This window comes from Paenibacillus sp. FSL K6-0108, from assembly GCF_045040695.1.
GTDB lineage: Bacteria > Bacillota > Bacilli > Paenibacillales > Paenibacillaceae > Paenibacillus > Paenibacillus pabuli_B.
In genome coordinates this window covers 7171411-7184739 of the sequence record NZ_CP150288.1, presented here as the reverse complement: position 1 = coordinate 7184739, position 13329 = coordinate 7171411, and the positions used below count along the sequence as shown (strand labels likewise).

Here is a 13329-nt window from a genome sequence, read left to right as displayed (position 1 = left end):
TAATTTAGATTGAATATCCAACCAAGAAGGAGCGCGGCATCATGAGAAAAGTCATCATCGATACAGATACAGCAGGAGACGATACGATTGCGATTCTGACAGCACTGCACCATTTCCAGGTGGAGGGCATTACAATTACAGGTGGTAACGTGCAGTTTGACCAGGAGGTTGAAAATGCTCTGTACACGGTACAGGTTGCAGGACATGGCGGCAAGGTGCCTGTGTACAAAGGGTGCGAACGCCCATTGATGGCCTATGGCAAGGCCCAACACCGGACGGTGGAAGACGTACATGGCGATGACGGCATGGGCGGCGCCCATTTCCCGAAGGCGGACCAGCGTCCAGAGGCAGGGCATGCGGTTGATTTTATCATTGAAAAGGTACACGAACAGCCTGGTGAGATCTCGCTTTTGGCGATTGCACCCCTGACCAACATTGCGATGGCCATTCAGAAGGACCCCACGATTATCCCGGAAATTGCTCACCTCTACATCATGGGAGGAACGAATAATGCACTGGGCAATATCACACCAGCTGCGGAGTATAACTTCTATGTGGACCCGGAAGCAGCCAAAATTGTACTGCACGCGGGCATTCCGATCACCATGGTTGGCTGGGAGATGTGTACCCAATATTCTGTTATGGATGATGACGATCATGCTGAGATTGCAGCACTGGGTACATCCGGTGCGAATTTCTTCACCGCCATCAACAAAGTGGTCATGCAGTTCAACAAATCGGTACATAAACTGAATGGTACCACTCACCCAGATACCTTGCTGATGGCTGTTGCCGCAGATGAGTCACTGATGACCAAATCCGGTCAGTATTACGTGGATGTGGAAGCAGCAGGAGAATTAACGCGAGGATATAGTGTTGTGGATATTAACGGACGTTTCGGCAAAGAGCCGAACGTACGCGTCTGCGAGGCCATTGACCGTCCAAAATTCAAATCGATGCTGCTGGATGTGCTTTCAGCTATTCAATAATTTCAAACCTGACTGAGAGGTTTAGCCCCCCGATCCGTATGTGATCAGGAGGGCTTTTTTTCATTTTCCCAGGCTAGTCTTGCTGCAACAAAAAGGAACGAATCCCGGAGGTGACAAGTTCATGGTCTTCCTCATCTGGCAACCCGGATACCGTAATGGTGCCGATCTGTCCCTTGTCCTCCACAATCAGTGGAAAAGCACCTCCAGCCAGAACATAGTCAGTGGAAGGCAAATCAAAATCATGTTCAAGCGTCTTACCCTCGCTTCTCAGTCTCAGCGCTGTGTGCCAGGAGCTGGAGGAAAAGTGATTCACGACGTTGTTCTTGCGTCGAATCCAGTCTTCATTGTCAGGGTGAGTTCCTTCCATGGCATGCAAAAAAAGACGATGTCCTTTGACTGTGATATCGATTGTGACCGCCTTGGAACGAAGTTTCGCCTCCTCCACCAAATGCAGTCCGAGCTTGAGCGCCAATTCAGCATCAAATTCCTGAAATATCAGGTCCTTCTCTTCCTGCTGCATTTTGCTTAATGTTTCTTTCATCGTTAGGTTCAAATACATGCAGCTCCTTTGTGTGTGTGGTTCATGTCTACATTCGACATGCAGCATTAAGTACCTGCTGCAAGCGGACAGGACAGCAAGATAGGTTTTTGCACATTATACCTTTATACCAGGGGTTTTCATTTGGAGACATCGCTTCGGCTGTGTTAAAGTGAAAGGAACGTTACAATAGTAACCTTCGAGGTTTATATCGTCTATAACACAGGTCAGGCAGGAGGAGGGACAGTATGTTATTTTATTTTATTGCACTGCTGGTTACCTTGGTGGATCAGGGAACCAAAATAGCAGTGAGGATGTATATGGAAGTTGGCGACATGATGAGACTCGGCGATTCTGGAATGCAACTTCAGCATTATGAGAACAGCGGAATGGCTGGCAGCCTGTTTCAGGGGAATGCCCGTTTGTTCGGAGTAGTTGCGATTTTATTTGTAGCGGGTATGATGTATTATCGGAGAAAAGGTGAAATTCGCGGATTCTGGATGCAGGCGGGTGCCGGCTTCATGGTTGGAGGTGCCTTGGGTAATGCCATCGACCGTTTTGTGTACGCACGCGTAACCGATTTTCTCGTATTTCCGTCGGGACGCGGTATTCTCAATTTGGCGGATGTTGCGATAAATGTGGGTGTGGTATTGTTGGTAATCGGCATGCTGATTCGGGCCTATCAGAGTTATCGGGCCAAGCGTTCACGCAATGCTTTGCCGAAAATCGGGCGTCCATCCTGAGTCAATAACAGCTTTGCTGTGAGTCGTCGTAAATGAATAACTGGGGGACATTGGACATATTCCAATGTCCTTTTTGTTGTACTGAAGAAGGCACTTGCGGTCAGTGGGCTTGATTCAAATTTACCGAAACCGTTTTAGGAATAATAGGACACATTATAGTCAACGCTCTTAGTATGAAACGGTGGAAGGATTAACCACGTGGTTACTTCACTAATGTAATGGGTAAATTCTTAACGTATATAAGCTGAGGGAGGTACAACATGAGAACATCGCTTACCAAGGCACTCGGGATTATGCTGCTGTGTGGAATAACGGCTGTACTTCTGTCTTCCTGCACCAGTGGGAATAATGCCAATGGCAAAGTACAGATTGAATTTTTTCAGAACAAACCCGAAGCCAAAGGAACCTTTGACGAGTTAATCAAAACATTTAACGCCGAACACTCCGATATCCAGGTCACACAGGTGAATCCACCCGATGCGGAAACGGTGCTAAAGACCCGTGTGGTGAAGAACGATGTGCCAGACATTATGGCCATGGGGGCGACCGATACCTACTCGATTCTTGCACAGAGTGATATTTTCGCTGATCTGACAGACAGTCCATTGTTGAAAACGATCGATCCCAACTACATACAGATGCTGAAAGATGTTACGGGTATGGATGAAGTGACAGGTATTCCTTACGCAACAAATGCAAACGGCATCATGTACAACAAAACGTTGTTTAAGGAAATGGGTCTGGATGTACCCAAGACCTGGGACGAACTGATCGCTACAGCCCAAAAAATTAAGACTGCGGGTAAAATTCCATTTTATTTCACATACAAGGATGACTGGCAGACGAATCTGCCGTTCAATGCACTCGGACCTAACTTGGTTGGTATTGATTTCTACCTGGAGCGTCGCGAGAACAAAGTGACCTTCAAGGAGAAATACCGCGAGGTCGCGGAGAAGCAATTGGAACTGATGAATTACGGTCACGGCGACAACTTTGGTAAAGCGTATTCGGATGGTAACCGGGCCTTTGCCAATGGTGAGGCGTATATGTACATCCAGGGTACCTGGGCGATCTCCGAAATTCGCAAAGCGAACCCAAATGTGGATATCGGTTTCTTCCCGTTCCCGACAGGCAATGATCCGAGCCAGATCAAGCTGGTGAATGGTATCGACTCCCTGTTTACCATTTCTGCCAATACGCCGCATAAAGAGCAGGCTGAGCAATTCCTTGCATTTCTGGTGGAGCCTAAAAATATTGGCAAGTACATTGAGGAACAGACATTGTTCTCTGCGGTGGAAGGTGTAAAACAAGATGATCCTGCGGTACAGGAGCTGACACCTTACATTGAACAGGGCAAGGTTATCGATTTCGCCGATCACTACATTCCGGCTGCGGTGCAGCTGAATTCCATCGTACAGTCCTTTTTGCAGAACAAGAACATCGACAACTATTTGGATACACTCGACAAAGAATGGGACAAGGTAGCGAATCGGCGATAACGCCTTGTCCGAAGGAGGATGGAGTATGAACAAGCGCATCGCACCCTATTACTGGATGACGGTTCCGGCGGTAGTATTGTTCTTCGTATTTATGACGCTGCCGGCCCTCCAGGGGATTTATTATTCATTTACAAACTACAACGGATTCGGTAAAGGCTATGACTTTGTCGGATTCAAAAACTATTTCAATCTGTTTCAGGATGACAATGTAGGGAACGCCTACTGGTTCACTTTCAAATTTGCGATCGTTGTAACAATCCTGACGAATATTCTAAGCCTGCTCATTGCACTCGGGCTGAATGCCAAAATCAAATTCCGCAACTTTTTCCGGGGCATCTACTTCTTGCCGAATATCCTGAGTGTATTGATTGTAGGTTACATATTTAACTACCTGTTCTCCAACGTCTTCCCGATCTGGGGACAAAATCTGGGGATCAACGCCCTATCCACGAACATTCTGGGCAGCGAAAGCCTGGCTTGGATCGGGATCGTGATTGTAGCGGTATGGCAATCAGTCGCGTTGAATACGATTCTGTATTTGGCGGGATTGCAAACCATCCCTACGACATTGTATGAAGCATCAAATCTGGATGGCGCCGGCAAATGGCGTGAATTCTGGAGCATTACGTTTCCACTTATTGCCCCGTTCTTCACGATTAACATGGTGCTGGCGATGAAAAACTCACTGATGGTCTTCGACCAGATCGTGGCCTTGACCAATGGTGGACCTGGACGGGCAACACAGTCCATCTCCCATCTGATCTACACGGGTGGGTTTGAAGGCGGCGAATATGCGTATCAATCTGCGAACTCGGTTATTTATTTCATCGTTATCGCGGTGATTTCGATTCTACAAATCCGGTTCCTGCAAAGAAGGGAGATGGATCTGTAATGAGAAGCCGTTTACGTACCAACTGGCCTGTCATGCTGTTGATTGTTCTGGGTACTTTGTTCATTCTGTTCCCTTTATATATGACGGTTACAATTGCATTGAAAAATCCGGAGCAAATGGCCCAATCCGTATTTGCCATTCCGACCACGCTCCACTGGGAGAACTTTGCAAGTGCAATTGACATGACAAACTTCTTCCAATCGTTCCGTAACAGTGCCATTGTGACTGCATCGACAGTCATTCTGACCTTGCTCAGTAACTCCATGGTTGCTTACGCGATTGCACGAAATATGGAAAAACGGAAGTTTTTCAAAGGGCTGTACTATTACTTCGTCAGCGCGATGTTCATTCCGTTTCCAATCATCATGCTGCCGATTGTTAAGCTGACTGCATCACTGGAGATGACCAATCTGCTAGGTCTGATCCTGCTGCATACAGTGTACGGTCTTGCTTTTAACGTATTTGTGTACGTAGGTTACATTCGGTCCATTCCGGTAGCACTGGAGGAGGCAGCCTTCGTCGATGGAGCGACAACCTGGGGCACGTTCTGGAAAATCATTTTCCCATTGATGGCGCCGATCAGTGCCACGGTGGGTATCCTGACCTGTCTGTCCACTTACAATGACTTCCTGCTGCCACTCATTATCATTAGTGATCCGGCACAATACACGCTGCCGCTGGTACAGTATGTGTTCCAGGGTCAGTTCAATACCGACTTCAACCTGGCGTTTGCGTCGTATCTGTTGGCTTTGCTGCCGATGATTATCATTTATCTGTTTGCGCAGAAGTGGATCATCAACGGGGTGACACAAGGCTCGGTAAAATAATGTAGAAGAGGTGGGCTCATAGAGCCCACCTTTTTTTGTTTTAAAGGCTACTTTGACAGAGACGATAGATTTAAGTGATTGATAAACAAAGGAAACTGTGCTATTTTTTAGTCGTTAGTTTAATCGATAAACAAAGAACGTTGAAAGAGAATGATCATTCATTTTGTAAACGCTTTAATTTTTGGCGATGCTGGATTCGGCATAACTTGTATTTCATCGTCACCCAGCTTGAGATTCGGGTGGCGATTTTTTTTACATACGGTGAGGAGGATGGGGCTTGCGGGGGAAAATGGGGAGATTGAATTCATTACGCAATCAGATCTTTGTTGGTTTTGTACTGGTGATGCTGATGGTCTTGTTCATTGCAGGCATTGTTGCCTATGATCGGGTATCCGGTCTCCTGAAGACCAATGCGGAGAAGCATATTCATCAGACGGCTGTTCAGGCCAATGGCAGATTGGATGCCCTCATTTCACAGGTGAACTCCCTGACAGCCCAAGTGGCAGATGACCCCTACGTTCAGCGTTTGCTGAGTAATGAAAAAAGCGGAGAATTGGCTACATTCAATCAGCGTCAGGCCCTCCTGCAGATTGTGGACAGCTATCAATCCTTTATGAATGGTGTGCAGAGTATGGAAATCTACACCACCAATTACAGCCGGATTTTTCCCATGGATGACCGTTCCCTGGATGGGCGGCTTGAGCGAAACTGGATTACGGAAGCGGACAAGGAAAAAGGAAGGCTGATCTGGACTGGCCCCGATCCGGAAGATCCCAGCGTGATTATGGCTATTCGGCGAGTCAGCTTGATGGACCGGGCCTTTGAACATGGAGGCTACGTCGTAGTGCGAATGCATCGCAGTTTTTTTCAGTTGAATGATCTGGATGATGCGGACGATACGCTAGATTCGATTTTGTTAGTGGATGCCAACGGGAGTGTTGTGACTTCCAATCTGGAAGCGGACCTGAATGTGGAGGCATTGCTGAGCAGTGATCGCTCCATCGTTCAGACCCGGGATGAGCCCTATATCGTGGTCAGACAGCATTCCGAAATTACGGGGTGGACCCTGGCTGTCCTTACTCCTGTGAGTGAGACTACGGAGGGAGTATCCATCCTTCGAACGGCGCTGCTCATTTCCGGATTGTTTGGGGTCGTTTTGTTTCTAATCATGTCCTTCCTCTTGTCGACCATGATTACACGTCCAATCAGGCGACTGATGAGAGCGATGCGCTGTGCACGTCCGGGAGCGATGGAGCCCAATATTATGGTGAGTTCAACAATGGAGATACATAAGCTCAATGAAGTATACAATCAGATGGTATACAGGCTGAACGAGTTGACGCAGGAGGTATATGAGAGGGAAATTATGCAGTCCCGAACGGAACTAAAGGCGCTTCAATCGCAGATCAATCCCCATTTTCTGTTCAACACGCTGGAGGCGTTCTATTGGTCACTTGAGGACAAAGGAGATGAGGAGATGGCACGTATGGTTGTCGCGATGTCCCGATTATTTCGCTATATCATCTCCAGTCCGAACCAGAACGAATGGGTTACGCTTGCCGATGAATTGGAACACGCCGAACGTTATCTTCGAATCATGGAGATGAGACTTGGGGAGAGACTGGGATGGGAGATTCAACTAAGTGATAACATGCGGACGGCGAAAATCCCCAAACTGCTCATCCAGCCATTGGTGGAAAACGCCATTCTTCACGGAGTAGAGAGCAGAATCGGACCAGGAAAGGTAAGCGTTCGTGTCTATGCTTCGACACAGGAGGGACTTGTTCACATTGAAGTTCGGGATGACGGACCCGGAATGGATGATTCAAAGCTTCAATCTGTCGTTCACGCATTGAATGGGGGCCCTGCTGTTTCCGACAAGGGAACAGGCGTGGGTCTGATTAACGTCGATCGTCGGCTGAAGCTCTATTTTGGCAATCAACTCGGTAAAGCTTGCGGGTTGTCCGTGAAAAGTGGACCTGGTGAAGGAACCATTATTAGCTTTGATATTCCGAAGGATACGGAGGGCGCATATGATTCATGGCAAAACGATTCTAATCGTGGATGATGAGCCGCGCACAAGAGAGGGCATCCGCAAGACGCTGGAAGGCTGGTCGGCTGGCCGGAATGAGATCAGAACGGCAGCTAGTGGAGTCGAGGCAGCCGAATGGCTCAAGGTACAGTCAGTGGACCTGCTGATCACAGACGTCCGAATGCCGGAGTTCTCCGGCCTGTCTCTGGTTGAAGCGGTACAGGATTATCCGAGTAAACCTGTTGTACTGATCATGTCCGGACATGCCGATTTTCAATATGCCCAGCAGGCCATCAAGCTCGGTGTGGTGGATTATCTGCTCAAACCGATTGAGAAGGAGCAGCTGATCCAGACGGTTGAGAAAGCCCTGGAACTTGGTGAGCAGCAAAGGCGGATTCAAACGATGCAAAAGCTCGTTGATCCCAAGCTGCTGGATGCCAGGGAGCGAGGAGATCAGCGACTTAATCCCCAGATCAGTGAGGCTATTGCTTACGTGGAGGCGCATCTGGGCGAGCCTGTCACCATGCGGGAGATCGCTGAGCTTTTGCATTTGAACTCAAGCTATTTCAGCGTGCTGTTCAAGGAGCAGATGGGAATTAATTTCAGTGAATATCTGACCCGCAAACGTGTTCAGCGAGCCAAGGAATTGCTCGTTCAGACCGCCTTGCCCATCTCGGAGATCGCCGAGCAGGTGGGGTATCAGACAGATAAATATTTTATTAAAGTGTTTAAGAGCCTCGAAGCAATCAGCCCAAGCAAATATCGTCATTCCATTACCGCCCAAGAGAATAAATAACCATAAAATAGTGGAGTTTTTCCAAATCATCCTGGTCTTATGGGGTCGATGTGCCCATGCTAGAATTTGATTAAAGCGGTTACATCAACCGAAAAACGATTACAGGGGGTTGGGAAAATGAATAAAAAGCCCATAGCAATGCTTCTGACACTGACGTTTATCCTCACCATATTTTTATCCGGATGCAGCAATTCGGATTCCGATGGAAAGGGTGAAGCAAGCGGCAGCGGGTCTGACGGAAAGGTGACCCTCAAGTTTATGCACCTCTGGCCAGCGGGCAGTTCTGCACAGCAGAACAAGCTGGTTAACGACATCATCAAGCAGTATCAGACCGATCACCCGAACGTAACGATCAAGCAGGAAGTACTGGAAAATGAGCAATATAAAAACAAGCTTAAAATTCTATCCGCTTCCAATGAACTCCCTGATGTAGGGGTAACCTGGGCTGCAGGATTTCTTGAGCCTTACGTAAAGGGAAACCTGTTTGCGCCGGTGGATGAGCTTCTGAGTGGTCCACTTGAAGGCAAGTTCATTGCCGGAACGACCGATGCGTATGCCGTAGAGGGCAAAACCTATGCGCTCCCGATTGAGTTGAATATATCTCCGATCTATTACAATAAGGATATTTTCGCCAAGTATAATCTGCAGCCCCCGGCCACGTATGATGAGTTCCTGAATGTGGTGAAAACGCTGACAGACAATGGCGAGGTTCCTATCGCTCTAGGTAACAAAGATCGCTGGACCGGTTCTCTCTGGTACATGTATCTGGCTAACCGATTGGGCGGGGATGCACTGGAGAAGGCTATCCAGGGCACAGGCAAGTTTGACGATCCCGCTCTGATTGAGGCGGCTGCCGAAGTACAGAAGCTGGTGGACATGAACGCGTTCAACAAGGGCTTCAACGGCTTGTCCAACGATGAAGGCAAATCGGAATTCATGAATGAGAAAGCAGCCATGTATCTGATGGGCACCTGGGAACTGCCGAACTATACAACCAACCCGGATGTACCTCAGGAGTTTAAGGATAAGATTGGATTCTTCAAATTCCCAACGATGGAGGAAGGCAAAAGCGATATTAACAGTTGGGTCGGCGGCCCGGGCGTAGGTCTGTTCGTCGCACAGAACTCCAAGGTGAAGGATGAAGCGCAGAAGTTCGTGCAATATTTCGTGGAAAAATGGGGTGAGAGCTCCGTAACTGAGGCGGGCGTCATTCCGGCAACGAAAGTGGACACTGCGGAAGTCCAACTGCCGCAGCTCTATACTGATCTGCTGAACGAATTAAATCAGGCCAGCAGCTTGACACTGTTCGCGGATGTCCAGATGAAACCAGCGGCAGCTCAGGTCCATCTGGACATGATCCAGGCCCTGTTTGGAAAAGCGGTGACTCCAGAGGAGTTTGTGAAGAATCATCAGGCAGCCATTGATAAAGGCAACTAACGTACAACGCTCATAGGGAGGATATTCTGATGGATAAAGTCATGTCCAACCGTTTAGTCGCTGCGTTGTACGTACTTCCCGCACTGTTGCTGTTAGTGGTACTGATCTATATCCCAATCGTGCTAACCGGATATTACGGATTGATGCAGTGGGACGGGATCGGCGCAATGACCTTTATCGGTTTAGAAAATTACACAAGATTGCTTCAAGATGGAACGTTCTGGCAGAGTGCTTATCATACTTTTCTGCTGGCTTTGTTCTCCGCACTCAGCTTGATCGGTTACCTTATGATTGCCCTTGTGCTGTCAGGCAAAATTAAGGGAGCCAACCTGTTTCGGAAAATATATCTGATTCCGATGCTGCTGTCCTCGGTAGCGATTGCCCAGCTGTGGCTGAAGATTTATCATCCCAGCAACGGTGTGCTCAACACCTTTCTGGAAGCAATCGGGATTGCCAATCCGCCAGCCTGGCTGGCGGAGCCATCCCTGGTGCTGTATGCCCTGTTTGTACCGATCTTGTGGCAGTATGCCGGGTTCTATATTCTGATCTACTATGCTGCGCTCAAGAATATCCCGGAATCGTTGGTTGAAGCAGCGCGGATTGATGGAGCAAGCCCTTGGCAGATAGCCTTTCGCATCAAGTTGCCCCTGATCACGGAAGTGATCAAAGTGACGATCGTGCTGGCTGTCGTTGGCTCGCTGAAGTACTTTGACCTCATCTATGTGATGACAGATGGTGGACCGAATGGCTCCAGTGAAGTAATGGCTTCCTATATGTATCATCAGGCTTTCCGTGGATTCGACTTTGGTTACGGGAGTGCCGTTGGTTTCTTCCTGCTCGTGATATGTCTGGTTGTTACCTGGCTGCTTCGGAAGGCTACGGCATCCAAGGATACCATTCAGTATTCTTGAGTAAAGTCAAATGAAAGGAGGTCCTTCCCTGTGAAGACCGATACCGCGGCTCGGTTGCCAGCCTATCCGGGAACAGGCACGGGGTCAACAGTGCTGAGAAGGCTCGGATATGTTCTGCTCTACGGCCTGCTGATTCTGGTGGCGCTGCTGCAGATTCTGCCCCTGATATGGTTGCTTCTGTTCTCACTCAAAAATAATCAGGAAGTATTCGATATGGCACCGTTCGCCCTTCCTGCGACTCCACGTTGGGAGAATTATGTAAAGGTATGGACGGAAGGCAACATCAGTTTATATTTCTTCAATAGTGTCTGGATCACGGTGGTGTCCGTTGTGTTCACCGTGTTGTTTGCGAGTCTCGTCACCTTCGCCATCACTCGCATGCGCTGGAAAGGGCGTTCTCTGGTTCTCGGATTGTTCATGGTAGGTATGATGATCCCTGTGCATTCTACGCTGATCCCACTGTTCAGCCTGTTCCTGAAGCTTCATCTTACGGATCATCCATTGTCGGTCATTCTGTCATACATCGCGTTTAATATGCCGATCACCATCATGATTCTGCTCGGTTTCTACTACGCTCTTCCGCGGGAAGTGGAGGAAGCAGCGGTAATGGACGGCTGCTCGGTCCATCGGATTTTCTTCCGTATTGTCCTGCCGATGACAGCTTCAGTGATTGCCACGACGGCGATTATTAACATGATCTATGACTGGAATGAGTTTATCTTCGTGAATACGTTTATCAGCACAGATGCGTACAAAACGCTGACCGTTGGGGTTCAGAATTTTATTGGACAGTACACAACCGATTGGGGAGCGATTGGTGCGACACTGATGATCAGCATCCTGCCGATCCTGATCGCTTTCCTCGTTTTGAGCAATCGAATTGTGGAAGGTATTGCTGCCGGATCGGTAAAAGGATAAAATTAAGCATCCCATATGAGTCATTGGCTAACTTAAATCTTGAACCCTTACATATCCGATCCAAAAGGGATGTGTAAGGTTTTTTGTTTATAGCCCCGGTTCTAGATAAATTGAACCAAATAAAATCTGGGGATAACAGCGATCGGAAGGTTGTTCTGGCATCGGAGTGGCAAGTGTAAATAATATTAGTTCGATTTATATAAATGAAAGAACTGAAAATACCTATTATTGGAATTTCAAAAAACTTTCATTTTTTTTCGCAAAACTACTGCATTTTCAAACCACCTGTGCTAACATACCCTAAGAATTAAAGCCCACACGGGAAAGGTGAGAAAATGACAGCAATATCCTCAACCAAAGAGTCCCTGCGTTCGGATGCCAAGGATCTGAATCTGATTCGGCTAACATGGCCTATATTCCTGGAACTCTTCTTGTTTATGTTGATGGGGAGCGTGGATACGTTCATGCTCAGTTCGGTGTCCGATAATGCAGTATCCGGGGTCGGAGCAGCCAACCAGATTATTTCCATTGCGATTCTTGTACTGGAAGTCATTGGACATGGCGCTGCTATTGTTGTGGCACAATATATTGGTTCGAAGAAGTTAAGTGAGGCGGCACAGGTTACGGGTAATGCGATTACACTGAATCTGATTGTCGGACTGGTCCTGAGCGGAGGCTTTCTTCTGTTTGGAGGGCATCTGCTTACACTGCTGCATATCCAAGGTGAAATATACGATTTTGCCCGTTCTTATATAAGTATCGTCGGAGGCGGGATCTTCCTTCAGGCCCTTATTAATGCGCTGGCTGCGACGATTCGTACGCATGGTTACACGAAAGAGACGATGTATGTTTCCGTTCTGATGAACGTGATTCACGTCGTTGGTAACTATGCCCTTATTTTCGGCCATTTCGGCCTGCCGAAGCTTGGTGTGGAAGGGGCGGCGATCTCCACGGTCGGAAGCCGCTTGATCTGTTTGATTATTTTCTTCTGGCTGCTCTATCGCGTTATGGAAGTCAGAGTAGAGTTTGGTTATTACATCAACCTGTCTAAGAAATTTATTGGAAAAATATTGCGGATTGGGATTCCATCTGCACTGGAATCCGTTGTATATCAGTCCTGCCAGCTTGTCTTCACACTGTACGTGACGTATCTGGGCGCTGAAGCGATGGCAACCCGGCAATATGCGGGCAACATTTCAAGCTACATCTATCTGTTCAGCATGGCGATCGGAATGGGGACATCCATTATTGTTGGCCGTTTGGTCGGAGCACGACGCAAGAATGATGCATACAAACGCGTATTTGACAGTGTGAAGTGGGCATTGCTCGCCACAATCGTTATTGATGTTATTATTATTCTCTTCCGTGTTCCGTTGATGAGTGTCTTTACGGATAATCCGGAAATTATCAAACTAGGTGCGCAGGTCATCCTGCTCAGTCTTTTGCTGGAGACGGGGCGAACCTGCAATATTGTCATTATTGGTTCGCTTCGTGCCGCGGGTGATGCCAAGTTCCCGGTATATATGGGACTGATCTCCATGGTCTGCATGAGTCTGCCGCTGGGCTACCTGCTGGTGTTCAAGCTTCATATGGGGCTAGCCGGTGTCTGGCTTGCGATTGCCGCAGACGAGTGGACACGCGCTGTCATTATGTATTTCCGCTGGAAGAGCCGGGCTTGGGAGAAACATGATCTGTTGGATCATGAGGAGGAAGTTGGAGCTCAGCCGGTGCCGGCAGTATGATGTTG

General features: G+C 48.0%; 12 protein-coding genes. 11 read left to right on the top strand and 1 reads right to left on the bottom strand.

All coding sequences use genetic code 11. The annotated features are described in order from the left end of the window. The first annotated feature begins 41 nt into the window (after positions 1 to 41). Positions 42 to 989 (top strand): nucleoside hydrolase, encoded by a 948-nt coding sequence (locus MHB49_RS32540; RefSeq protein WP_405154353.1) that lies wholly within the window; start codon positions 42 to 44, stop codon positions 987 to 989. 73 nt (positions 990 to 1062) lie between these two features. Here the strand turns inward: MHB49_RS32540 and MHB49_RS32535 are convergent, their stop codons facing one another. Beyond that, entirely contained in the window at positions 1063 to 1530 is a 468-nt protein-coding gene (locus MHB49_RS32535) for a heme-degrading domain-containing protein (RefSeq protein ID WP_405154352.1), read from the bottom strand. 245 nt (positions 1531 to 1775) lie between these two features. Between MHB49_RS32535 and lspA the strand changes: the two genes are divergently transcribed. The 10 genes from lspA to MHB49_RS32485 all read left to right on the top strand — a co-directional run bounded on the left by lspA (position 1776) and on the right by MHB49_RS32485 (position 13324). After that, positions 1776 to 2270 (top strand): signal peptidase II, encoded by a 495-nt coding sequence (gene lspA / locus MHB49_RS32530; protein ID WP_247899828.1) that lies wholly within the window; start codon positions 1776 to 1778, stop codon positions 2268 to 2270. Positions 2271 to 2530: 260 nt separating this feature from the next. Next, complete coding sequence (locus MHB49_RS32525) at positions 2531 to 3769, top strand: ABC transporter substrate-binding protein (RefSeq protein ID WP_405154351.1); 1239 nt, start codon at positions 2531 to 2533, stop codon at positions 3767 to 3769. A gap of 25 nt (positions 3770 to 3794) precedes the next feature. Beyond that, a complete protein-coding gene (locus MHB49_RS32520; protein WP_247899827.1) occupies positions 3795 to 4661 on the top strand; it encodes a carbohydrate ABC transporter permease in 867 nt (288 codons plus the stop codon). Then, the gene (locus MHB49_RS32515; RefSeq protein WP_076287389.1) at positions 4661 to 5488 is read left to right on the top strand and encodes a carbohydrate ABC transporter permease; all 828 of its coding nucleotides are present in this window, start codon (positions 4661 to 4663) and stop codon (positions 5486 to 5488) included. The genes MHB49_RS32520 and MHB49_RS32515 overlap by 1 nt, the downstream gene beginning before the upstream one ends. A gap of 277 nt (positions 5489 to 5765) precedes the next feature. Then, positions 5766 to 7556: a sensor histidine kinase gene (locus MHB49_RS32510; RefSeq protein ID WP_405154350.1), complete on the top strand. Its 1791-nt coding sequence runs from the start codon at positions 5766 to 5768 to the stop codon at positions 7554 to 7556. Next, on the top strand, positions 7522 to 8316 hold the full coding sequence (locus MHB49_RS32505; protein WP_405154349.1) for a response regulator: 795 nt from the start codon (positions 7522 to 7524) through the stop codon (positions 8314 to 8316). Before MHB49_RS32510 ends, MHB49_RS32505 begins: the two co-directional genes overlap by 35 nt. Positions 8317 to 8433: 117 nt before the next feature. Then, the gene (locus MHB49_RS32500; protein ID WP_405154348.1) at positions 8434 to 9753 is read left to right on the top strand and encodes an extracellular solute-binding protein; all 1320 of its coding nucleotides are present in this window, start codon (positions 8434 to 8436) and stop codon (positions 9751 to 9753) included. 29 nt (positions 9754 to 9782) lie between these two features. Further along, positions 9783 to 10664 carry a carbohydrate ABC transporter permease gene (locus MHB49_RS32495; RefSeq protein ID WP_247899824.1) on the top strand — a complete coding sequence of 294 codons (882 nt, stop codon included), beginning with the start codon at positions 9783 to 9785 and terminating at the stop codon, positions 10662 to 10664. Positions 10665 to 10694: 30 nt separating this feature from the next. Further along, positions 10695 to 11582, top strand: coding sequence for a carbohydrate ABC transporter permease (locus MHB49_RS32490; RefSeq protein ID WP_405154347.1), 888 nt, complete (start codon positions 10695 to 10697; stop codon positions 11580 to 11582). A gap of 335 nt (positions 11583 to 11917) precedes the next feature. After that, positions 11918 to 13324: an MATE family efflux transporter gene (locus tag MHB49_RS32485; protein WP_405154346.1), complete on the top strand. Its 1407-nt coding sequence runs from the start codon at positions 11918 to 11920 to the stop codon at positions 13322 to 13324. Positions 13325 to 13329 lie beyond the last annotated feature (5 nt).